At 44.2% G+C, this 25,284-nt stretch carries 15 protein-coding genes; 2 read left to right on the top strand and 13 right to left on the bottom strand.

Annotation, left to right across the window (positions count from 1 at the left end):
- Positions 1-5: 5 nt before the first annotated feature.
- The 9 genes from tssB to FIU99_RS16635 all read right to left on the bottom strand — a co-directional run bounded on the left by tssB (position 6) and on the right by FIU99_RS16635 (position 10,723).
- On the bottom strand, positions 6-515 hold the full coding sequence (tssB, locus tag FIU99_RS16675; RefSeq protein WP_006961144.1) for a type VI secretion system contractile sheath small subunit: 510 nt from the start codon (positions 513-515) through the stop codon (positions 6-8).
- 27 nt (positions 516-542) lie between these two features.
- The gene (gene tssA, locus FIU99_RS16670; RefSeq protein ID WP_006961145.1) at positions 543-2,108 is read right to left on the bottom strand and encodes a type VI secretion system protein TssA; all 1,566 of its coding nucleotides are present in this window, start codon (positions 2,106-2,108) and stop codon (positions 543-545) included.
- Between the two features lie 3 nt (positions 2,109-2,111).
- Positions 2,112-4,106, bottom strand: coding sequence for a protein kinase (locus FIU99_RS16665; RefSeq protein ID WP_006961146.1), 1,995 nt, complete (start codon positions 4,104-4,106; stop codon positions 2,112-2,114).
- A gap of 211 nt (positions 4,107-4,317) precedes the next feature.
- Entirely contained in the window at positions 4,318-5,271 is a 954-nt protein-coding gene (locus tag FIU99_RS16660; RefSeq protein WP_006961147.1) for a hypothetical protein, read from the bottom strand.
- The gene (locus FIU99_RS16655; protein WP_006961148.1) at positions 5,264-6,250 is read right to left on the bottom strand and encodes a DUF2169 domain-containing protein; all 987 of its coding nucleotides are present in this window, start codon (positions 6,248-6,250) and stop codon (positions 5,264-5,266) included. Before FIU99_RS16655 ends, FIU99_RS16660 begins: the two co-directional genes overlap by 8 nt.
- On the bottom strand, positions 6,231-7,550 hold the full coding sequence (locus FIU99_RS16650; protein WP_006961149.1) for a hypothetical protein: 1,320 nt from the start codon (positions 7,548-7,550) through the stop codon (positions 6,231-6,233). Before FIU99_RS16650 ends, FIU99_RS16655 begins: the two co-directional genes overlap by 20 nt.
- A gap of 19 nt (positions 7,551-7,569) precedes the next feature.
- Entirely contained in the window at positions 7,570-8,055 is a 486-nt protein-coding gene (locus FIU99_RS16645; RefSeq protein ID WP_006961150.1) for a hypothetical protein, read from the bottom strand.
- The gene (gene tssI / locus FIU99_RS16640; protein WP_006961151.1) at positions 8,055-10,133 is read right to left on the bottom strand and encodes a type VI secretion system tip protein VgrG; all 2,079 of its coding nucleotides are present in this window, start codon (positions 10,131-10,133) and stop codon (positions 8,055-8,057) included. The genes FIU99_RS16645 and tssI overlap by 1 nt, the downstream gene beginning before the upstream one ends.
- A 71-nt stretch (positions 10,134-10,204) precedes the next feature.
- On the bottom strand, positions 10,205-10,723 hold the full coding sequence (locus FIU99_RS16635) for an Hcp family type VI secretion system effector (protein ID WP_006961152.1): 519 nt from the start codon (positions 10,721-10,723) through the stop codon (positions 10,205-10,207).
- A gap of 462 nt (positions 10,724-11,185) precedes the next feature.
- On the opposite strand from FIU99_RS16635, the gene tssH reads away from it, so the two are divergent.
- Positions 11,186-13,858 (top strand): type VI secretion system ATPase TssH, encoded by a 2,673-nt coding sequence (tssH, locus tag FIU99_RS16630; RefSeq protein WP_039952115.1) that lies wholly within the window; start codon positions 11,186-11,188, stop codon positions 13,856-13,858.
- Complete coding sequence (locus FIU99_RS16625; RefSeq protein ID WP_006961154.1) at positions 13,845-15,482, top strand: sigma-54-dependent Fis family transcriptional regulator; 1,638 nt, start codon at positions 13,845-13,847, stop codon at positions 15,480-15,482. Before tssH ends, FIU99_RS16625 begins: the two co-directional genes overlap by 14 nt.
- Positions 15,483-15,634: 152 nt before the next feature.
- On the opposite strand, the gene FIU99_RS16620 is transcribed toward FIU99_RS16625, so the two are convergent.
- From FIU99_RS16620 to FIU99_RS16605, 4 genes are all read right to left on the bottom strand, one after another.
- Positions 15,635-16,780 (bottom strand): lipoprotein, encoded by a 1,146-nt coding sequence (locus FIU99_RS16620; RefSeq protein WP_006961155.1) that lies wholly within the window; start codon positions 16,778-16,780, stop codon positions 15,635-15,637.
- Between the two features lie 131 nt (positions 16,781-16,911).
- A complete protein-coding gene (locus tag FIU99_RS16615; protein ID WP_006961156.1) occupies positions 16,912-21,657 on the bottom strand; it encodes an OmpA family protein in 4,746 nt (1,581 codons plus the stop codon).
- Positions 21,654-22,793 carry a hypothetical protein gene (locus tag FIU99_RS16610; RefSeq protein WP_006961157.1) on the bottom strand — a complete coding sequence of 380 codons (1,140 nt, stop codon included), beginning with the start codon at positions 22,791-22,793 and terminating at the stop codon, positions 21,654-21,656. The genes FIU99_RS16615 and FIU99_RS16610 overlap by 4 nt, the downstream gene beginning before the upstream one ends.
- 71 nt (positions 22,794-22,864) lie before the next feature.
- The gene (locus tag FIU99_RS16605) at positions 22,865-24,610 is read right to left on the bottom strand and encodes a hypothetical protein (RefSeq protein ID WP_006961158.1); all 1,746 of its coding nucleotides are present in this window, start codon (positions 24,608-24,610) and stop codon (positions 22,865-22,867) included.
- Positions 24,611-25,284 lie beyond the last annotated feature (674 nt).

Raw genomic sequence — 25,284 nt, 5'->3', positions numbered from 1 at the left:
CCCTCTTATTCAGCCTTTTCAGCATCTTGGTTTTCACCAATGCTGAGTTCTTCTAGTAATTTCTTACGAGCTTCTTCATCCTGAAGAACGGCAGCGATCTTCTTACGGAATGCAGGTACGTTGCCTAGTGGACCTTTTAGCGCAACCAATGCTTCACGAAGCTCTAGCAGACTGTTTAGTTCCGGAACACTTTTAGCAATCGCCTCAGGTGAGAAGTCCTTCATGTTCGTAAACGTTAGATCAACGCCAAGCTGTGCACCTTCTTCATCAGTCAGACGGTTTTCAACATTAACTTTTAGGTTTGGAGCATAGCCTTCCAAAACTTCGTTAAAATTGTCTTTGTCAATATTGATTGGCGTACGTTCTTCGATTGGTGTCTCATCAGCACGTGCTGTAAAGTCACCAACAACCATCATATTCAACGGCAGTTCAACGTCTTCTTGCGCATCACCAGTCGCTGGAACGTAACGGATATTAATTCGCTCTTTAGGAGCTACCGAGCCATCGCGTGACATAATTAGTTCCTTATCTAATTGTGTTGTTTAGTTATAGATTGACTCCCACTCCTCAAACTTTGCAGGCAACAATTCCTTGTTTGGATACAGCTGCTTCAGAATTTTTTGAGATAATTCATCTAGTTGCAAAGAGAGGTGTGGTTCCCAGCTGCTTAGACTCATTTCATCTCTGATGACCCATAACTTTTCAAGATAAGGTAAACAGAGCGCGTAAAGACCAACAGCTTGGTAAGCTTTTACGATTTGTAAATGCAACATAAATTGCCCTCGCCCAGAGCTATCAAGCTCAAGGTTTTGTGCAACTTCTGCTACGCGTTCTCCCAAATTTTCGAGAGTAACATCGTCCATTGACACCAAATCGCCTTCTTGCACGACTACGCTAGGCAAAGCCTGTTGACCTGCATTGGACGCCGATGAGCTGGCTTTATTTAGCCATTCGATCGTTGCTTCGTTGGCAAATGGAATCGAATTCTTAAATGACAGAGCCTCTATACCCGGTAAGGATTGAGCAAAGGCCTTCGCTTCCTCTGAAACGGCTTGAGCTGCTTCTTCCAGGCTCAAGTTTTTCAGCATCTGATAAACGTAGTAATGGCCAGTCAGCCAAAAAGGCGCATCAGTTAATGTGCGCTCTAAACGTTTTATCGTGTCGATATCACTTTCTTGCTTAGCTTTGTCTCGGTATTCGGATTGTTTGTCCTGAGAAACCGCAAGAATTAAAGGTGTTTCATTGTTCTGATGGTCTGGCAACTCTTCGATGTCTGACCAAGTCAAATGTCTGTGGATGCGGTAAGACAGCGGCAATTCAGGCTCCGAGGCCAATATCATTTCTGCAACCTTCTTCAACGTTCGTTTAGAGGCTGTAGGTGAAGAAAAGTCGGTGTCGATATCCACTTCTTTTTGCTGTCGACTTGCTGGTTTCGCAACACTTGGTTTAGCGACTGCAGGTGTAGATTGTGCCGGCTCTGGTGAAGGTTGACTTTCAGGTTTAGGTTGTGAAACTTCAACTGGAACTTGCTGAGACTCTGGCTCAGAAGGTGCCGCGTGTATATCGTCAACTCCAGCAGATTGAAGTAGACGATTGAGCTCGCTACGCAATTCAAAAAAATCGGCTTCTGAATCTTGGAACACTTCATCAAAGTGGCGTTGTATCTCTTCTACTGCATCATTACATCGCGACAACGCTTCCCAAGTTAGCTGCTCATTCGGCAGCTTAGGCAGTGCAAGCTTTAGCTGATGGTTCAACCATTCCACTGCTCCGTCGCGGCCACGTTTTCTACGTGGGTATAAATCTGAGCCAAAACGAATTAAGGACTCAGCAAGCAATGCTAGGCCCTGCTCAAGACCAGGTAGCCCTTCACTTTCTAACAAAGCACGCGTCAGGTAACACATCGCTTTAAAGTCTTTGCTGTGCTTAGTGATAACTTCTGTTGCATGGTTTTGTACTACTGCCCAATCAACCGTTTCACCAAACAAAGAACCGAATTTTTTGACTTCAGCTTCCATCATTTCAAAACTGAATTCATAGCGCGCGTCTTCGCCAGCTGGCGAAGCTTCGTTAATTGGCTCAAGAAGTGTATTTATTTCTGCTGTCACTGCTTAGCCCCTCACGCTCGGCTGATAATCGCTAATTGCTCGCTGAACGGCTAAAGCACCACGTGCAGGCTTTGATTTTTTGTGACTCTTGCGAATTGCATCGCTCGCCATACTATTGAGTAGTTGGGTGACTTCACTAAACTTCTTAGGAGCATTAACCTCAAGATCGTTGAGTGACGAATTAAGCTTTGCCGTTTCGAATATCGCCTGCTCTGTCACAGTGCTAAACAGAATGTATTCGCTACGTGCTACTTTTAGAGCTCGAACCTTTGCAATCAAATCTGGGGTATTACCAAAAAACTGCTTTGCCGCCTCTGCTTGTTCAATAGCGCGTGAGTAGTAATGCTGCTCGGCATTGGCATCAATGGTCGCATAAACCTTGTTTAGCACGGTATTGGGCAGCACTTGGCTGTAGTAGTAAGACTCAGCTTGGTGATTTGCCCAAGCTGTTTTCATGTAGTCATCAACTGCTTTTGCACGGCCGCTTAAAATCAAGCTGACAAGTTCGTTATCCTGCTTACCCATATAATTAGACACTTTCTGTGCCTCAACGGTGAGCTTATTCAAGTTAGACATAACTTCATTAAACGAGCGCTCAGATTTCGCGAAAAGGACGCCGTCGTTATTTAGACTTTGATGCAGTGAAACCAACTGAGAACGAATATCTTTAAGTACAACTGGGATGTTCTCAGCAACTTGTCTTCTCGCCGCTAAGCTGTCTTCGTTGTGCTGGTAGACATTAAGAAGTTTGGTTTGCTGCACGCGGTAAGCGTCCTGATAAGGTGCCATCATGACAACATCACTAGACATATCGTCTAGCGCGTATTCGATTTTCCATGGAGGCTGAGCTAGAAACGCAGCCGTTTGAGCAGGCTTAATCGTATTGACCAGCGCTGTTGAATCACCAAAACCGGATTTCACCGACGGCTTCCACTCTGGCTGTACATAGTCATAAAAATAGGTTCCGGTAACCAACACAACTGACGCCACCAACGCAGCTTCAAGATACTTAAAGCGGCCGAGAGCAAATTTGTCAGCCACACTATGTTGTGTCAGAACGAGATCCGCATTTCTTAGATTAGAGAAGATCGGCGCACTGTTATCTGACTTCAAAGCCTGGGTATCAATTCGAGCTAATGCCTGAGCGAAAGAAATTGCGGTATAACCATGCGCTCGCGGCTTGTTAAGTACGTTTTTAAGCAGTGACCAAACGTGTTTAGGAATCAATTGGCAGCGTTTGTTCTGACCCAATAGCTGACGCCAAACGTCACCATAGGTAGAGCCAAGGAATAAGTGCCCAGTCAACAGTGCCAGAGAATAAACATCATCTTGAGGTTTAGCGATTCCGCTTTCGACATACATTGGTGAGGCATAATTCATGCTCACTTCTGAAGGCCCTTCCGATTCTTCAGTGTATCGAGCAGCCCCAAAATCAATGAGCTTAACGCTGTCGTCTTCGCCAACAAGTACATTGGCAGGCTTAATATCTAAATGACATACACCACGAGTGTGCATGTATTCCAAAGCGCCAGCTAACTGGTAGATAAGCCAGGCGATATGATCATGACGGAAGCCTTTTTTGGCGTGTCTTTCTATCTTTTCAGCTAACGACTCACCATGTATCCACTCATACATGATGTAAGGGCGATCAAATTCATTGCCGATCTTAATGAAATCAGCAACGCTAGGATGTTGAGATATTTCAAGCTTACTCGCTTCACCAATCAACATTGAGTGTTCATGGTTGGAGGTGCCTTCATTTGCGACTTTGCAACACACTTGTTTTTCCGGCTCACCTTGCTTGGCGAGGTGATAAAGTGTTGTATTACCGTTTTTTGAAGGAAATGACTCCAATACATCGAATTGCGAGAATAAAACATATTCCAACTTAGGCTTGTTTCTTTGTGCTTCCTGCTGCTCTAACTGTTTTTTTCTCTCAATCGCTTTATGAACTAATTGATTGATATAGCTGTCGCTTGATCCATTTTGATCAGACACGTTTTACTCTTTGGCCAACTGATAATAATAACTAGGGGGGCATATTAATTATTTTGAATATTGCTTTTCAACTGCGTAAAAATAAAAAGCCCACTATATCTATCAATTTAGTCAGAATGACAGCTCAGCAGATATAACACGTGACTCTTTAACAGCTTAAATATAATTTTATTAATTAATATTAACGCATTGTGGAGCAGTATTGAGTTTGTTACTCGTAGTCACACAAAGAAGCTCTTAATAAGCCACGATCACCGTTCAAACCGTACATGAAGATAGAAGCTGGTTCTGATGAACGATGCATTTGTGTAAAGCTACACAGTATTGCCAATGCGGACGCCTGACCTATCGTTCCCCACAAGTCATTGATTAACGTGGGTTGTTGAGGGTTAGTAAATTTTTCCGCTCGAGCACCCAGTGCAAAACCGTAATCTTCGGTATTATCACGAGAATTATTCATGTCTGAATAAACCCGCCCTAGTTGCTCAAAAGTACTTGCTGCTTTTCGAACTAAGCGCATCATGCCTCTACGATCAGTCGTATTCCACTCAGCGAGGAAATATTCCAGGGTGGCAATCGGCTTCAGCTTAAGTGTCTCAACAATATTCTTCTTAGTTAAAATGACACCTGCCCCCCCTTCACTAGGGATCAAGCCCCAGGGGTTTTGACTCCCCATCACTTTCTGGTCTGAAATAAGGCTTTCTAACTCTGAAAATAACGAATCAACTGCAATACAAATAACGGCGTCTTGTTGGTTAAGCATGCCTAACGATTCATTAATAAAGCGAGGACCGCCTGAATTAGAAACCTCAATTTTGGACAACCACTTAGCGTGAGCACTTTCTTCTACCCATTTCAACAAGTAGCTATTTTCCACTGACCCGGGTACAGACAGAATGACAGGAACTGGTTTTAGTGTTTTAGGCAGTTTATTCAGCATGGAAGAAAGTAACGTATCCACCATTTCCACTACTCTTTCCTGCTTATCCTCTGCTTTAATATAATCAGCTTTAGCATAAGTGAATTTATCCACGCCATTTTCTGCTTCGTGCTGATTAAAACGCGCTAAGTCAGCTTGAGCCACGGCGAGAGAAATATCCAGATTCATCCCCATTGGGGTCAGGACATCCACATCCAGTACGTATCGACCGTAAACATTACTCATGCGCTTTCTCCGCTTTTGAAACTGTTGAGGAAACCAGAAGGTGCTCTTTCGCCTGACACGGGAAAGAGGCGGTATAGCTGATCGTAAGACGTTTTTCTTCTGTATCGATAAACACAGTGTACATTGGCATTGGAGCACTAAGCTTTTCGTCACCGAAATCTGCAATCGCCACAAATTTCTCAGAGGGGATTCGGAAAGAAAACACGTCATCATGAGAAAATCCACTCATCATTAACCGTTCTCCCCCCTCTAAGAAACCATCGCACTGCTGGTCAGCGGGTGCCGATTGATAGAACTTCCGGTCAAAATCTTCAGGCAGCAGTGGACGTCGATGCTCTTCCCAGTGCTCATCAAATGTGCCGGCGTATCGCGTTCTTTCTGAAAAAAATGGAGGAATAGGTCCAAGGCCAGCAACTCTCAGAGGCTTGGTGTTCGGCGCCCACTCTTCATTAGGAAAGAAAACCGATGGAACGGGTCTGGCTAATAATTCTTCACTGCTTTTTGCAATACCAGAACCGACACGGTTTCTCTCATCACCACCTAAAGCCCTAGAGTGGTCAATCTCAGCCTCGACATAAGCTTTGGGGTGAGAAACCGTCACACTTCCGCCATGCTGTACCCATTGTCGCTCACCGTGCACGGCAATACTTTTATCAATGTGATTATCGATAAGTATTCTGCACTCGTGATAAGTCACCGGACGTTTGGCATAAGCACGAGCTTTACCGTAAACCAAAACATCAGTGTTTTGTTTAGAGACAGGAAACTCATGGTCAACTTTCATCGCAGATAAACCTGGCTCACCAAGGTAGATCGGGTCATCGTAGATTTCTTCGGCCGGAACCTCTTCCCACACTTTTTCATTAAGGTTCCACTGGCGCTTAGCCGTAAGAACCCAGACTTCATGACCATTTTCATCACGTTGAAAGCGACCTTTCACCAGCAGGTCTGTTGCTTGTTCAATATCCCACAGTTGCATTCTGATTCCTTAGGTTAAATCGCTCGATAGCAGCAGGTTGATCTGATACTTTGCTAAACAACCAATCTTGCTGCACCGCTGGCATGGACCATTCCCATGGAATGTAGACGCGGCCATGAATACACAAATGTCTCCATATCCACGTTCGATAATGCTCTGGAATTCGTGCGTTAGTCATTGCACGCATAGTCGATTCAAACGTCAGAGCCTCACCTAATCGCATCGACTTGTTCACGTTGTGCTCGTTGGAATCACGCCAATCCTCAAGTGAAGCGATGGCTTCTTCCCATTCATACTCAACACCCAATTCATGAGGATTAAGAGGGAAGCGCTCGCCATAAACAACATCGAGAGCGAACAGCCACTCCTCGCCCTGCTCTTCGTCAAGCGTCATTACATGATCTAAAGCAGCTAAGATCCACTCTGGTTTGCCAGTCAGCACCATCTGAATCGGAGCCATATCTTTACTAGGGTCAAACTGGTTGAACTCAACCAATTCCAAAAGCTTCGCAAAGGTTATGACGTACTCACTTGGTAAATCTTCTTCTTGAACACCAAAACGTTTTCTAAACCAAGTACCACGGTCATGCTTACAAAGTAGCAACTCAAACAGGTATTTTTCGTCGTTTTGGATTTCATTGATCCACTCAACGCTGTCTTCAACATCGAACTTGGCCAGAACAGGATGTACATCTTGCTCTTTCAGTGCTTCTTCTTTCATCCAATGCTTGGCAAGACCAATACTTAATGTCTGACGTAAGCTCATTAAGTCAAAACATAACTGGCTGGCAGACACCTTCCCTTCAATAAGTCGAGCTAAGGTAATGTCAAGGTGCGCTAACTTGGAGTGTAGGATTAGCAATGTCGCGTCTTTAGAATCGATAGTTTCAGCAGTTTTGATTGCTGCGAGCAGGTGGTGACGCTCCTGCTCAAACTCAGGTTCAAGCATCAGCCAAATAAAAAGCTCTGGTGCAGAGTCTTTTAGTTCATACACCAACCCGGGACTTAATCGGTAGAATGCAATATAAACTTGCTTCACATCTCGCATCTGACGTTCAACCAAACGCAGGTAATCTTGTGAACTCGAAGGGTAACCTTTTCGATGTAACCTCACCCATTGCCTGAAAAGAAAAGACAGTGATTCAATGGCGATTGCGGATTTTTCGCGACAGAATTCGAGCCACGTTGGATTTAGCTCGACCAGCTGGGCAATTTCTGCGTCTAATGTTTCTATCGCTTCAGCAAGATCTTCGTTGGTTAACGCAGAGCTAAGCTGTTCTTTGGTAATTCGTTGTCTCATAGTTTATCTGCATGTTCGATCAGTTGATGGCAATCGTTCCACCTTGAATCTTCTGTGCTTTTTCGGCTTGAGAGGTCACGTACTTAGCTTGTGTAGTTATTCGCCCATCTCTGCCGCTGTAGCGAGTTTGAGTCTCGCCACTTTTCACAATCAACTCTTGAGACGTTTCTATCGTCATTTTCTCTGCGCGAATAACAAGCTCATTCCCATCATCGAGCATTGAGAAGAAAACATCAGTGACTACAGGTAAGCTGATGTCCTGATTAATGAATTCAATACGACAATTCAACTTATTATCTATCGCCAACTGAAGCTCAGATTTTCTAAAGCCACGCCCCAGTCTTGCTGACAGAGGTTGTCCGAATGGGTTGCCTTCAAAGTCGACTCTGACACTGTCTTGAGTTTCGTTAAAATCTACTATGGTGCCAAAACGGGAAAAGCAAGCCGATTGCTCGGCTTGCTGGGTTTGTTGTTCAAATTGTTCTAGGTGTTTGTGTTGTTTCATTAGTTAATCGCTACGTTGCCACCTTTAATCACAACTTTGTCGCTGCCTTCAACTGTGATGGAAGAACCGGAAAGCTTGATACTTCCATCACTGTTCATAACCAAAGAAGAGCCACCTGTTTTCAGTACGATTTTGTCACCACTGATAACCTGTGTTGCGGCATCTGCTTTGTATGAGGTGTTTCCTTTCACAGAAACCGTAAGGTTGCCACCGACTGTTAGATTATCATCAGCACCAATATCAGCAGAACGAGAAGCACCGACAGTCAGGTTACTGTTTTCACCAACGTCTAGATCGTCGTTTTTGCCGATCTTAGTTGAGCGATTGTCGCCAATTTCAAGTGTCGAGTTATTCTTAACCGATTGAGTTTGGTTTGCGTTGTAAGTAACCGTGACATCTTGTTCAACGGTCTCAGTAAACGTGCTGTTCACCTGAGTCGTTTTATGGCCGTCGATGGTTTCTTTGTGATCACCGTGAACTTCGTTTGTCTGATGGCGCCCTACTTTCAGAAACTCATCCTGGCCGATATCGCGGTAACGGTTATTAAGCACCTTCGTCGACATATCTTTTTGAGCATGGAAGTAGATTTCTTCCTGATTTGCTTCGTCTTCGAAGCTCATCTCGTTGTAACCCGTACCCTTATGGGTCTGAGTTCGGAATGTCGTACGCGTTTTATTCTCAGGCAATGAGTAAGGAGGGTAATGTAGACCGTTGTATACCGCGCCTGTTACTAGTGGACGATCTGGGTCTCCCTCAAGGAAGGTAACCACAACTTCGTGCCCAATACGCGGCAGATAAACGGCACCCCAAGTTGGGGCTGCCATTGATTGGCTGACACGAATCCAGCAGCTAGCATGCTCATCATTGTTACCGTATCTGTCCCAATGAAATTGAACCTTGATTCGGCCAAGTTTATCCGTGTAGATTTCTTCGCCCGCAGGGCCAACAACAACCGCGGTCTGAGGACCATCAACCATAGGTGCTGGCAGTTTAGGTGCTTTGAAAATCACATCACGTGGGATACAGATAAACTGGTTCTGATAAGTAGTTGGCAAGCCGCTGTTTTCATCCTCATGTACCTGAGGGTCATGACCACTATGAATAACTGACAACATAGTGTAATCACGGTTAATCGCGCTACGTGGGTGCTCACCAATATTAAAGCTGTAACCCGGCACCATTCTCATGATGTTAGACGCCGCTTCAATCTGCTGATTTTCTACCTGATGATCAGCAATCCACTCTGACGCACGGACTTGTCCCATTGCAGGGTCAACATAACGACCAGGGTAGTCAAACTGCTTAAGATCTTGATCTAAAGGACCATCACTAGACATTTCCTGAGGGATCTTAGGTTGTTCATAGTTGTAGTCGGTATATGTTGTACTACCGGTTCTAACTCGGTTGATCGCTGCAAGGTCAAAGATATGTTCACGGTCAGCCACGCCGCCGTCATCCGAGTGATACACCACTGGACCTATGTAGGATGCGTTCAGCGGTGTACTTAACAGCTCTGGAATCGCGTCATTGCTATCAACAATGACCATTGTGTGGTTGCCTTCTGTATGCTCGAAGTAGTACCACATACCATGCTCAGCAAGCATACGTTGAACAAAGTTACTGTCGCTTTCACGGTACTGAAGCACATATTCCTTAGGAGGATAAACACCAGAAAGGTCAAGACGGTAATCGGTGACAGAGGCATCGTCTAGCACCTGAGAAATGATGTCTGGTGCAGCTAAATTCTGGAAAATTCGGCAATCTTGGCGTTGGGTCATAAACCACATCTGTGGAACAAGGATAATCTGGTAGCGCGAGAATCTGCGGCCAGAGCCAAGGAATCGTACCTCATTTACTACGCCGTGGAACAAACGAGCAGAACCAACACCCTGACCAAACAATGTCAGTAATGCTGGTTTGCGAATAAGTTCGTCGAACGTAATATCAGCATCAAGTGAAAGTAATGAGAGGCTGACTTGAAATGGTTTCGACAGTTCTTCAGTCACTTGAAAACTTTCAACACGAAATTCATGGCCACTACCCTGAACTTCAAATTTAAATTCTACGTCAATCGTCATACCTTTTACCTGATACAAATAATAAGATCAGGGCCAACATAGGTTGGCCCTTAGCGTTCGGTAAGAAAATCTTACGCTTCGCGTGGAGCACGCCAGTCGTCGTTACCGCCTTTACCCATTACTTCGTGAGTAACTTCGATTGCACGGTAAGTGAAGCTCAATACTTCTTCAGTTACACGGTCAGAAGTAGCAGCATCTTGACAGTGAGCCATACGAGTTTGCATATCAACTAGAAGAGCATCAATTAGTTTGATTGTGTAGTAGTGCTCTTGCTTACCTTGTACTGAAGTACGGTAGAACTTGATGTTACACTCAGGTAGTTTTTCACCAGAAACTAGTGCGTTGAATAGAAGTGGTGAACAGCAGTCTTGTGCCTTAGTTACGATTACAGGCTTGTGAACACGTTGACCTGTTGGCTGACCACTTTGTGGATCACGTGGAATAGTTAGTACGTGATCAAGTTCTTGAACTAGAAACTCATCAACGTGTGCTTCTTGCCATGAGTTACCAACTGAATCAGCTGAGTAAGCATCTTTTGTGATATCGCCTTGAGTTTCGCCCGTGATAGACATATACGCAGGAGTTGGCATCTTATATTCCTTCTAAAAAATTTCTATTTATTTAAATTCACCAAATCGCTTATTACCGCGACCCGATTAGCTTAATACAAACACCGTGCCAACTTTTAAATCATTATTTTTCAACAACTTATGATTTTAATGTTGTAATTAGCGCAATTTATCAATTCAATAAATTGTAAAATTAAACAAGTTATTGTCGATCGAAAACAATTAATTGTTACTTATAAATCTTGATAAAAAAACGGATGACAAAAGACTGAAAAAAGCGTTATTAACGGGCATTTAAGACATAATAACTAAAACAATAATCATACTGACCGCCACATATAAACAATAGGGTTTTAATCTATTCAATATCGGATAACAAACAACCATAAAAAGCCTGTCAAAATAGCTAGGCAAAAAAAATGACTTTTATTATTTAGTATAATTCGAGCCAATTTTAAACAAACCATAAGCTCGATAAAGACAATGATAAATATTAATCTATCTTCATTAATTCAACGTCTGCACCCTATCGCAAAAGTCGCGCTAGAAGACGCCGCAGCTTTGGCTGTATCAGAAAAGGCCAACGAAGTTCAAATTGAACACTTCCTTTTAAGTCTACTAGAAAGACCAAACAGCGATTTTGATGTTCTACTTGCACACTTTGACTGTTCGGAAAACATTTTACGCCAATCGATTCGCTCTACTTTAGATACAAGCCCAACAGGTAACGGTGGCAAACCTGTATTTTCTGCTTTATTGATCGAATGGTTACAAGAAAGCTGGCTAGTATCTTCACTAGACTTATCTCAAACACAGATCCGTTCAGGCGCGCTGCTACTTACTTTAGTGAGTAACCCTCTACGCTATGGTCAGCACGGATACGCCGCGATTCTTGAAAGCGTCAATCCAGACAGCCTAAAACGCAATTTTGGTGAACTTACCAGCCAATCTCTTGAAGCGCAGGTTGCGACTTCTGAAAAGACACAAGCACGTGAAGACGGTTCTGCGCTGAGTAAATTCACAACAGACTTTACTGGCAAAGCACGTAAAGGTGAGATCGATCCTGTATTCTGTCGTGATCAGGAAATCCGTCAAATCGTCGATATCCTTGCTCGTCGTCGTAAAAACAACCCTATCGCAGTCGGCGAACCAGGTGTTGGTAAAACTGCTGTCGTTGAAGGACTAGCACTTAAAATCGTCCAAGGTGAAGTGCCTGATAATCTGAAGGGTGTTGAACTTTATGGCTTAGATATGGGCCTACTTCAGGCTGGTGCGAGCGTAAAAGGCGAATTCGAGAAGCGTTTGAATGCCGTTCTAGACGAAGTGAAAAATTCGCCAACACCAATCATTCTATTCATTGATGAAGCACATACGCTTGTCGGTGGTGGTAACCAAGCAGGCGGCAGTGACGCAGCAAACCTACTAAAACCAGCTCTCGCCCGCGGTGAAGTAAAAACAATCGCAGCGACAACTTGGTCTGAATATAAGAAATACTTCGAGAAAGATCCTGCCTTAGCTCGACGCTTCCAACTGGTTAAACTGGATGAGCCATCACCTGAGCAAGCAGCTCTGATTATTCGTGGCCTACGCCCTGCTTATGAAAAATCTCATAACGTTTACGTTCGTGATGATGCCATCACTGCCGCAGCCGCACTTTCTGCTCGTTACATTTCAGGTCGCCAACTACCGGACAAAGCCATCGATGTTCTGGATACAGCTTGTGCCCGCGTAAACATCAGCCTAAATGCGGTACCAGCTTCAGTTGAAACATTGCAGCAAGAGCTTGCAGCTCAAACTCGCGAACTTGAAGCCCTTGAGCGTGACCAGCTTCAGCAAACTGGCGACAAGCACAGCCTAGCGTCTATCCCAGATCTAAAAGTAGCGATGGAGAAAACACAAGCTGAGCTAGAAGTCCAACAAGCACAATGGAAAAACGAGAAAGAGCAAATCGAAGAGATGATCGCGTTGCGTACTCGCCTTCATGAGCTAGTTTCTGGGGAAGAGATTGAAGTTGCAGAAACTGAGGAAGAAGGCGAAGAAGCGAAAACCTCACCTTATGCAGAAATGGACGAAGAATCGGTACGCATCGCCATTGCAGCTTGTCAGGAACAACTTGATGCCATTCGCGGCAGCAATCCACTTGTACATTTCGAAGTTGGCCCAGATGAAGTAAGTCATGTAATTTCTGACTGGACTGGCATCCCAATGGGTAAAATGCTTCAAGACGAAGCAGAAACAACTCTAAAGCTAAAAGACAGCTTAACCAGCAACATCAAAGGCCAAGAGTATGCGATCGATGCTCTGGCAGAAGGCATTCAAACAGCGAAAGCTGGTCTAGGCAACCCTGACGCTCCAACTGGTGTGTTCTTGCTTGTCGGCCCAAGTGGTGTCGGTAAAACAGAAACGGCACGCGCTATTGCAGATCAGCTGTTCGGCGGTGAGCGCTTTATGACCACCATCAACATGTCTGAATTCCAAGAGAAACACACAGTGTCACGTCTGATTGGTTCTCCTCCGGGCTATGTAGGTTACGGCGAAGGCGGCATGCTGACTGAAGCAGTACGTCAACGTCCATACTCTGTTGTTCTTTTGGATGAAGTTGAAAAAGCAGATCCAGAAGTACTTAACCTTTTCTATCAAGTATTTGATAAAGGCACACTCAACGACGGTGAAGGCCGTTCTATCGACTTCAAGAACACCTTAATCATCATGACAAGTAACCTTGCGACTCATGAGATTGAGTCACTGGTACAGCAGTCGAAAGACATCAATGCTGGCGTGATTGCAGAAGCTATTCGTCCGACGCTGAACCAACACTTCAAACCAGCACTACTCGCTCGTATGTCTGTGTTGCCGTTTGTTCCTCTGTCTGACGAAGCAATGACAGACATCATCCACCACAAATTGGGTAAAGTGTCTGAGCGTCTTCAAAGCCATCACAAACTGTCGTTGAACTACGACGATACCTTAGTCGAATTCGTACTTGGCAACTGTCGCTTAGCGGAAACAGGGGCACGTAACATCGATGCGGTAATCAACCGTCAGTTACTCCCTCAGCTATCGACACAACTGTTAGTGCACGACAAGGATGAGTCGCACAGTCAGATCACTGTATCTGTCGATGAGCAAGGAACGCTATCTTATGCGTTCAGCTAATCAGAACGATCTGAGTAACGCGCTTTTAGCGATCAGCCAGTCTCTGGCTGATCGTACTCAGCTTGCGCAAACTTTGGACGCGGTGCTCACAGCAGCGCGTCAGATGACGTTTTCCAAACATGGCATCATCTACGTTCTCGATCAAACTGGTCAGGCATTGATTCCAAGCATTGTTCACCATAATGAGCAGGCTCTCACCTCTCATCCATGGCAACCTCTATCGTTTGAACAAACCAGCCAAACAGATCCATTCAACTACGCAATACAGAATGGCGAGGTTGTCTTGATTAACGAGCTGTATCAGTACAACGGTTACGATTGTGAAGCTGTCTATGAGACAGAGCTAGCGCTTGGCATTAAAAGCGCCAACCTGCTCGCTTGGCCACTCGTTGACGACAGCGGTAAGACTATTGGTCTATTAGCTCTATTCGACTTGAGCGTAATTGATAATGAGTCGGCTCTAACAGCGTTTTGCAATATGGCAGCAAACAGTATTCGACAAGCAGTCTGGCTTGAAGAATACGGCCATATGATTAAAAGCTTGAGCGCCGATAACGCAGCTCTAGTACGCGAAAACCAACATCTCAAACAACGCAAACAAAGCCACTACAAAGGCCCGATTGCGGAAAGTGAACAGATGCTCGAAGTGCTACGTCGTTTAGAGAAGGTACTGACACTTCCAGTAGACGTTCTACTACGAGGTGAAACAGGCGCAGGTAAAGAGGTTATCGCGAAGTATATTCACGAAAACTCGAACCGCGCGGATCAGCCGTTAATCGTCCAGAACTGTGCTGCCATACCGGAACAGCTACTTGAATCTGAGCTGTTTGGTCATAAAAAAGGATCATTTACCGGTGCAGACAAAGACAAAATAGGTTTGTTTGAAGCGGCTCATGGTGGAACCTTATTCCTCGATGAGATTGGCGACATGCCATTGTTGCTTCAAGCTAAGCTATTACGTGTTTTGCAAGAGCGTAAAGTGCGTCCGGTGGGTGCCAGCAAGGAAGTCGAAGTGGATGTTCGCGTTGTTGCCGCTACGCATTGTCATTTGATGGATAAAATCAAGAATGGTGAATTCCGTGCGGACTTGTTCTATCGTCTGAATGTATTCCCGATAACGCTCCCTCCGTTACGCGAGCGCGAAGCTGACATTTTGCCACTAGCCGAACACTTCGTGAAGCAAAGCGCATCTAACTTGGGCCTTTCACAGGCTCCTGGGTTTAGTGCAAACGTGCAAAAGCAGCTTCAGGAGTACTCATACCCTGGTAACGTTCGTGAGCTAAAAAACATCGTCGAGCGAGCCCTGTTGCTTTCTGACTTCGAAACCATAAGCCAGATAGAGTTTGGAGAAGCGGCAGCACTTGCTGAAGCTCATCAGACGACACCTGCTATGGTTGAGGTGATGCAACAGCCTGTCGTTGAGAGTGTGCAGCAAGATGCAGCGGAACAAGCAGACTATTCTAGAGGCCTTAAAGAAGCCGTAGGAGAGTATGAGAAGACCGTCATCCTTGATTGCCTGAATGCATCAAACTGGCAAATAAAACGCGCTGCAGAGCAGCTCTCACTGCCCGTCAGCACGTTGAGCCACAAGATGAAGAAGTACGATATTTCCGCAGCGGGTTAACGAACAGCTTTTAGTCTTTAAGCCATAAAAAAACCGCCATTTCTGGCGGTTTTTTGTTTTGCTAAATCTGTATTACCTTAGGGGAAAGTAAGGTCGGCACCGAATAAATCATATTCGACAAGTAACGAAAGCTTAGGTTACGGAAGATTGACTCATAACTTATCTCCTTTAACAAAATCTCCATCGTTTGCAAAAGCATTATAAAGCGATGAATCAGTCGCACTTTGACCAGTACCACCGGTTTGCTTCCAAGTTAAATAACTTTCAATATGATTTTGGTCATTGAGTTTATAAAGTAGAACCTGTGCGCCACCACTGCTACGAGCATACTTGGCATCTTTGCCCAATACATCAAGTCCATCGAACTCACCAGGTTGATACCCCACCACTTTCTCCGATATAAACGTTTTATTTTCCACATCAATTAAATAACGATACTTTCGACTTTCCCCCCACACGTAGCGACCTGCAGGACTTATACTTCTCTTACGAAATTCGTAGTCTTGAAGATTTTCTTTATCTGGTTCAATTCCAACCCCAAATAGAAATTTATCTTTGGTTTCATCATACACGGCCACACCAAACTCATTGGCAACTACACGTTTACCGTTATAAATCGTTGAGTACTCATTAAATTCAGTTTCGACTTCCTTCTTTTCACCGCTCGCTAAGGTATATTTCCAATCTTTAAATTGATCCACATAGTAGAGATAGCTACTATCTTCGGCCCATAAAAACTCCGGATAACCTCTTGAGCGGCCAAGCTCAATGTACTCTCCAGTTTTAAGGTCTTTAATTACCTTAAACATGCCTTCTTCGGCCGAATAGGCTAGTGCTAAATAACGGTTATTAGGCGACATACGCATCAGTCGAACCTTGCCATTAAACTCATCGGCCACCAAACGAAGATCGGTACCATCAGTTTTGACACTCCAGACTTTATCGCGCTGATCGTAATGATCTTTCGAAACATTTCGACCATTGTCCCAGCGAAATACTACACGAGGTAAATCGTATGACTCCGTATTGCTTAGATCTTCTCGAGGCCATTCTTTCGCTTTATAGATTGCGTAACTTGGTTTGCCAGTCTCTTTGTCATAAGTCACATAGTTGTGCTCTGTGATATAAACGCGACCATCTTCCCATTGCTGGGCATTTTTTGCCGCAATCTTCTCTTCGACCGTAAGCGTTTTTTGTTCTTTAACTACGCTGGCCTGCTCGCTTGGTTCAGTGTCCTGGCCATTGCAACCTGTCAGCAAAGCCAACGCCAGCAAAGTTAATATTGAATACTTTTTCATCGTTTTCTCTTTATTTCCGCTGCAGATTAAGTTTAAAGTCAGCTCAAGTTTTGCAAGTACACCAAAATAAAAAGCCATTTCATTACTGAAATGGCTTTTTGATAGTGGCTAAATCTCCAGCGCACTCTAGGTTAGTTTGAGTTATCTAAAGACTTTTCTAGTGGTTTTGGCGCTAGTACCACTGTCGGTTGTTTCTCAATCCAATCCTTGAGCCATTTCTTCCGCTGAGCTTCATCGTATTTCTTCCATGTTTCTGCGGCCGATTTATCTAAGTCATCAGAAGACAACTCTTTCGTCACCAGCCATGGCATGTTTTCAAAATAATTTCCAGCCAAAGCAGTGTCATCGCGCAAAGAAGGGATAGAAACCACCAAATCTCGGTTTTTATCGTAATCTTCGCCCCCAACTAAGCCGACCTGTTTAAGGTGAGCCACCGATAGCTCTAGGTTGTATTTACCGCCAATGACTTTGCCAAAGGGTCTTAAACCCTTTAGGTTAACCCCTGTTGGAGAGACATATCCAAGCTCAAAACGCATGCAATACACAGCATAGTCCTTACCACGAGAAAGATCGTTATCTGACTCTAGCTTAGTAATAGCTTGGTCTAAAAATCCTTGCATGGTGTTCATATCACTTAATGTATCCACTTTTGCAGAAGCTTTAAATGACCACTTACCCGAAGAGTGTTCAAACCCTCCAACATGGTGCATCTTGGTAAAATAGATTGGACCTTTTACTTTCTTACCATCATTACCATCTAGATCTAACTGCATACACATATTGACCGATTGCCAATCCATTTTGATGCTGTCATATACGTCTTTTTCGTGCTTTTCTCCCAAAAGCAGCATGTATATAGCGGCTGGGTCTTCTTTACCCCGATTACCCCAACTAAATCCATCGCGGTGAATATTGTCGGCTGAATCGTACCACTTTCGCTCATTGAAAAAGTTCAATCCAGAGGCTTGTGTTTCTATAGCAACAACCTGCTGTTTAATTCCGTGAAGCACAGGGATAGTATTCTTACCTCCCTCCTCGCTTCTCAATGTAAAACTTTCAACCAACAAATCTCTCTCGCGCAGTTGGAGATCTTTCTCACCAACACTGGTTTGCAGCAAGACATATTTGCTCTTATTTAGCGCACCAACCTGAATTTCGTTTTCTTCATTTATCGCTTTGCCTTCCTCAAATGCAAGAGGAAGATAAAACGCACTTTTGCCATCTTTCTGTCTTATTGCCAGAGAGTAACGCATATTTTTAAAGCCGCCGGCCTCAACATAGCGAGTAAAGGAATCGGTTTCACCATAGTTATAACTGGCTTTATATGTGCGAGCCTCTGCTGATGCTGCCATACCAATTAGCGCATCGGTTAACAACAATCTTGCTTTTGATGTCATGGGTTTTAGCCCGTCGATCATCACGTCACCAAACCGATAGGAGGGAATGTGTTCTATTGCAATAAGCTCTCCGTCTTCATCCAGTCCTTGGCTAGCGTAATAGGCTTTTATCTCACGATTTTGCTCAAATTCACTGGCCTTCATCGGCAACATCCAATCGCTAAACGCAGGGCCTTGAATATTATAGCCGTCAACCCTGTCGCAACCTATAGTCACGATACATGGCGAATTATACTGTTGTTTCAGTACTACCTGCACTTTGACTTTATCGTATGGTCCAACATACTCATTATCCTCTTGCTTAATCCAATCTTGGTAAGCTACCCACGAAGGCTTATCTTCTGGCGCTTTTCTCGCCGATTGAATCAATATTCGGCAGTAACCGATAGCCTCTTGCTTGAGCTCGTACACCTGCGGGTTAAATGACTTAGCAAAGTTGTCAAACATTGACTCTTCGGGATGATCGTAGAGGACAGTTTGAACAGGAAACACTCGGTTGAATGCACCAGACGCTTTTGGAGTACTGTGTAAGGGCATGTAACTGTATGGATAAAAACCCTCTACTGAATGGCTTCGCCTCGGTAGTGGCATGTACCTGCTCCCTTCGGGCATCTTCTTGACCAGTTCGTCGTAGTACTGAACGTCACAACTGTTTTTCCAGTTGGCGGCAAGCGTTGTTCCTTTAATGGTTTTAACAGACCAATTGTCGCTGAGTATATATTGCTCGATGTATTGCTTAACTTTGTATCGTTCAACCAAGTTTTTAAAACTGACGTCGGAACGGTGCTTAGCTTGCACGCCCAAATCCGCAAGTAGTAATATCAAGCCGTTCATTGCTAGTGCCCTGAGCTGGTAGCGTTTCAACAACTCTTTCTGTGCCTTTTCACTGTCTAGATAAGCAACCAACTCTTTATAACTGTGGCATGTGAACTCTAACTCTATGTTGGTATTTCTCAGCTCAGCCAACAATTCCATATGAATCTTAGACAGACGCTCTAACTCTCGCACCACATCGTGCTTTTTGTTGAGATCAGTTAAAAACGAGTCTAAGAAGGCATTGTCTATCAACTTAACGGCTGACGTCAGCGCATTGCCAGCTTCCTTAGCAAACAAGATACCTCGCGCAACGGGAGCGACGACTGGGATATAAGAGGCGACATCCACTATGCCTTCAAAAATGGCCATGCGTAGCTCGACTTCGGCTTTGTCTTCTTTCGTCATGGCCGTTTCTAGCGCTAACCGAGAGCGTTCCATTGCTTGTGAGCCATAACGGCTAGGGTGAAATAACACATCCAACGATGACATGTAAATTCGAATCTCTACCCGACGGTTTTGGCGAAGATTAGGGTTATTGCGGTCAATGCTCTCGCCTTTTTTCGGTATATAGAGTGGCTTACTCTCACCAAATACAGCCACAGAGATCCTGTCTTTAAACACATCCGAGCTCTCAATCAGTAGCTGCTTAGCATAATTAGCACGGTCCGCAGAAACCTTCATATTCGCTTCTTCGGTATCAACCTGACAGGCGTGGCCTTCAATCTCGACCCTCAAGTTAGATTCACTTTCAAGCACCTCAGCCAAAGCGCTTGCTAGCTGACTAAACAACGGAGCGTTCCGTTCAAGCTCACTTTTGCGAGAATTGAAATTAAACTCAATTTTAATTCCTGCGCCGCGGCTATTATTGACCATAGTAGCTGTGATCTCATCACTCGCTGCTCTGGCTTTTTCGAGTACTTGCTCAATCTTCTCTTGCTGATTTTCTCGGCTGGTATTCCAGACAGGAATTTTATCTAGATAGTCATAAGCGACTTCGCCTATGCCTTGCTTGGCGCTTTTGGCCTTCTTCGCCATCTCAAGAACAGCTTTACCCTTGGTGTATAAGTCAATGCCGCTGTTTATGGTACTAAGCGCATTAATGCCTAACGTTGCTCCACCGCTAAACCAGGCCTGAACCACCCGACCAGCGACCACTTGTTGGTTACCAAGCCTAGATTCCATCACAGATGATACAGCCGTTGCCAATGCGGTTTGACGATCAAATACCTTGTCTTTAAACAGCGCTTTCCAACCGAGGTTTGCTAAGGCGGGATCATGCAAATTACGCAAGTTGTCAAGGGTCTCTTTGGTGCTGTATACACCGTAATAGAGCTCCCCTGCGGCCTTCATCGCATCAGGCATATCCGATTTAACCGCATCCCAATACAATTTGGAGACATTATTAAATACCGCCTGTCTTCCGTCCGAGTTTAGGGTTTCTTGTAAACTGCCACTCATTAGCCCCGCGCCAAGTTGAGCAGACGCATCACGGATGTTTTTCAATAGTACTAAACTTCTCGCCGCTGGGGTATTGGCCGACTTTCCTTGCGGGTTACCTGTGAGGTAGTGTTTCATATGGGTAAAGTACTGTGGGTACTGATACATCAGCGACTCTTCGAGTGAAATCATATCACCGCTGACGATGGCAAACTGGCCCAATGGCGTTTGTGGTGAAAAGGTGATTTTTTCACGCAGTTCGTAAGTGTAAATGGTATCGGCACCATCTTCATAACTTTCAACATTTGCTTGTTGAATAAAATCCGGTACTTCGGCTTTCATACTGCTAGGGATAAACTCTACGCGAATACTGTATAAGCCTTGTTCAAACTTAGCCGGATCAAGATGAAATAATGCGCACGGGTATTGCTTAGCATCTTCTTGGTCTATATTTTTTGGTAGAGCGGCTTGCACGCTATCGCCGATTTTTACGTACTCTCCTACTTGTGTGCCTTCCTTCTCTATAATCTGGAACTTATATAAGCTAACCGTTGCATCCTCATACTCTTTGTCTGAGAAAACTACAGCGCAACTGGCCACCACAGGCAAGACAAAGCCTTTAATCGGCTGTTCGGCATCACTGATCTTTTGATACCAGTCATTATAGGTTTGCTGATCCGGCGTTAGCTGGCCGCTAGCGTCAGCTTTATAAGGAGGCGCAAGCTGAGCTGGGCTAATTTCAGTCAGGGTCAGTTTGGCCTCGCTATTATTCAGCTTCTGGCCCAACTGAGTAATTTTCTCGCTGATCTCTTTTGCGCTTAAATCAGCCAGTGAGGCAATCAGTGGCAACGGAGGAAAACGAAAGGTGTGTTCGCGTTTTTCGCTGTTGGCAATATCTGAGCCAAGGATATGAACTGGTGATTCAGGTTTTAGTGCCTCAAATACACCGCTATCATCTGGCTCACCGCTACCTAGCATGCTGAGCTTAAAATCATGGCGAGTCGCCCAAAGTTGGGGATTAGCGCTATCGGTAATATTGATCATTGGCACCCGAGCTAAAGGGCGGACATTAGTAATATCTTGGTTATCGATTAAGCTCGTTTGCGCGTGCCAGTTTGGAAAAGCCTTTTCATTGGTTTTACTATCTACTTCCGCTGTAAAGTACACGCCAAATAAATAATACTCAGCTTCTAATGGAATAACATTAGTTGAGGTAGATTGACTCATAATGTCTCCCCTTTAACAAAGTTACCATTATTAGCAAACGCATTGTAAAGCGATGAGCCCGTTGCACTATGCCCTGTACCTATTTGCTTCCATTTCTGGTAGGTAATTAGCTCCTTATCTTGAGATAACTTACTCATCAGCGCCCTAGCAGCACCTTCGCGAATGTAGTTCGCCTCTTTACCCAGAATCTCAAAATAGCGTAGCTTGCCCATTTCTCGCGGGATAATTTCTTCTGATTGAAAAGTTTTATTTTCCACATCAATTAAATAGCGCTGTTTACGGGTTTCAGCCCATACATATCGACCTTTAGGGCTAATACTTCGCTTACGAAACTCATAGTCTTCAAGATTATCTTTATCAGGATCAACCCCAACCCCAAATAGAAACTTATCTTTGGCTTCATCATACACGGCCACACCAAACTCATTGGCTACCACACGCTTGCCATTATAAATTGTTGAATATTCATTAAACTTAGTATCAACTTGCTGCTTTTCACCCCTACTTAAGGTGTATTTCCAGTCTTTAAATTTATCCACATAATAGAGGTAGCTGCTGTCTTCTGCCCATAAAAACTCGGGGTAGCCGCGCGAGCGGCCAAGCTCAACATACTCACCGGTTTTAAGATCCTTAATCACCTTAAACATGCCTTCTTCAGCGGAATAGGCCAAGGCTAAATAACGGTTATTGGGCGACATACGCATCAAGCGAACCTTACCGTTAAATTCATCGGCCACCAAGCGAAGGTCGGTGCCATCGGTTTTAATGCTCCACACTTTATCGCGTTGCTCATACAAATCATCAGAAGAGTAATTACCATTGTTCCAGCGAAATACCACGCGCGGTAAATCGTAAGACGCCTTGTTATTGAGATCTTCTCGCGGCCATTCTTTGGCTTTAAACACAAAGTAGCGCGGTTTACCGGTTTCTTTATCGTAAGTCACATAATTATGCTCTGTGATATATACTCGGCCATCTTCCCATTGCTGGGCATTTTTTGCCGCAACCTTCTCTTCGACAGTAAGCGGCTTTTGCTCTTTGACCACTTTGGCCTGCTCGCTAGGCTCTGTGTCTTGACCATTGCACCCTGCCAGCAAAGCCAAGGCAAGCAAGGTTAAGATTGAATGCTTTTTCATAGTCTTCTCTTTTTATTCTTAACGCGCGCAGCTTGCTGCCCACATATTATTTATCGACAAGTCAGCGCTTATTAGGGTTTATAGGCTAACAAGTCACTCAATTTTTTATCGCTAAAAATAACGGTTTGATTGTCACGTTGATGACGGCTGTGGCCTAGATAACCTCTTACCAAGTCAACATTTTTTACCTCAGCAGACCAACCTGAAAACTTAATATGTCGAATACCTTTCTCATTAGGCATACAATCTCTTAAGTAAGTGCGCTGACTCCAGTCACCTTTCGTATCTCGTAGCTCAAAATAATCGTCAGACTCATCAACCATGGGGTCGCTCGGATAGGCAAAGATTAACGGACTCAGTGGTCCATTTATGTAAACACCCGCAATTGTTTTCTCCAACTGACTGGCAATCACGGTATATTGGCTAACCTGCTCTGGAGAAACTTTTGGTATCGCTAAGGCCCTTGTAACGCCCTCTCCTGTTTTAAAGCTTTGAGCACTGCTGTAGTACTCCATATCAGTTAGCTCAGTCGCTTGACTTGGGTCAGACTCAAATGCCGTAAGTTGCTCCGGGCTTAGTTGATCCTCACTATAATAGAGCGAGACACTTTGTTGCTCACCAAGTATTTTGTATGGTATCCAGATATGCGGCAAAGCCCGACCACTTGCCTCTCGGTGAGTCTGGCTAGCACCTTTGAATGGACTAAGCATGGTTTCAACTTTCACTACAACATGAGGGTCATAATCAGTCATCACAACTTCAACTTCCTCTTCAGTTAAGTTAAAAACGCGCACTTCTCCGACATCATTGAGTATCCCTTCAGATACTACTTCTCCATTTTGGCGTATTTGAAATGGCTCGTAGGAAAATGGACTGCCCCTCTCCGGGTCAGTAATACGAATATCAGCGTGTCGTTTAGGTTTCGCGCTCTCTGGTTGTGCATTACGGTAATAGTCAATATTGATGTCTGAAAAGTATCCTTTCTCATCAATGGCCAACTCGCGCCATACCTTATCTTTCCAAAGTACGTAAATGTAACCTGACATATGACGAGCAGCAGACTTTTCGGACTTTTCTCCAGTTAGGAAGTAAAGTGGAACCACAGGCACCAACACATTATCCCACTCGTCCATTTCATCACTGGAATCAACTGGCTCAACATTTTCTGCCAGTAGAAGTTTGAGAGGCGTTGCAGAACCACTTAGGGGAATAGCTAGGTATAGGTTTCTTGGCTCTTCTTCTAGGCTTTTAAATACTGAAACGCTGCGGTGATTTTTGCTGGAGTCTTTGCGTGGTTTAGCGATTTTTTCTTTTTGAGTGCCGGTCTCCGACAACATGAGGTAGGCAGCGTTGTTCGGCCACTGGCCCGCAAACTCGACCACAATTTTTTTATCCGGAGAAGGTTCTACGGGAGTGAAACTAAGGTTGCGTGCCAAAGGTACATCGTCAGTGACTGTATCGTAGTTCGCTTTGACGACTTTTTTGGGTTGCTCGGAGGCAAACTCATCGACGCGCATTTTTAACGCAGGGTAAGCCTGAAGCTGTGCATCTGAAAGCGGGGTTCGACGTGCAAAAGAGGATAACGCGACCCACTCTACACGAACAAGGCGCTGTTTGATGTTAGATAGTAGGCTGTGGATGTCTTTTTTAGCCGACTGGGGGATAGTATCAGACAAAGGCTTTGGTAGCTGTCTGAGCACATCCTGAAGATTGCGCGTACGCGAGAGCTGCCCGATGCATTCATCTGGCGACAGTATGTAGTCTAACACGTCCCTAGAAACTGCGTTTCCTGGAACAAATTTGCAAACTAATTGCATTTTAGTTCTCCACAACCATTGATGTCCTTTGATTGCGGTAACAAGCAAACCCCTAAGGGTTTATATAACGATTTGGCGAAAGGCCATTCTACGTATAAATCTAATAATTGCAACCCATACAAAAGACACATTATTTACATAAAGCTCAATTAAATTTTCACTACATCTGTTTTTTAAATAAAAAAAAGACGCGATTAATAATCACGTCATTGTATCAAACAATAATTTAAGATACGAAACAGATAGTATGTACCACCTGTGCAGGATAGCACCCTCTGGGTGCAGCGCTACTATACAAAGTCTTTGAGACAATGCAACGTGGCAATATTCAGGTCATATATTTCAATTTAACAGCAATAATCGATTTCGATGATAGTTAAATAAAACGACAAATGAAAAAAAAGAACGTTTCAATATTCATTCTGCTCATTTCTACATCATATTTAATTTAAATTACTTTCTTTTTTTTACGAAAACTTCAAAAACCTTCCCATTTTAGACGTTATAGCAACCCAAATTATCCTTTCTAATCAAAAAAACAACTAGATAGAAAGCAACAACCGCGACTGGCCAACAAAGCGAGACTGGGACAAGGCCTGACTACTCACATATCCAATACTGACGTCTCATTTTCTACAAAATGCATTTAACCTTTAACTTAAATTAAGCGACAG

It is taken from the genome of Vibrio sp. THAF64 (assembly GCF_009363455.1).
GTDB classification, from domain to species: domain Bacteria; phylum Pseudomonadota; class Gammaproteobacteria; order Enterobacterales; family Vibrionaceae; genus Vibrio; species Vibrio coralliilyticus.
This window is presented reverse-complemented; position numbering and strand designations above follow the sequence as displayed.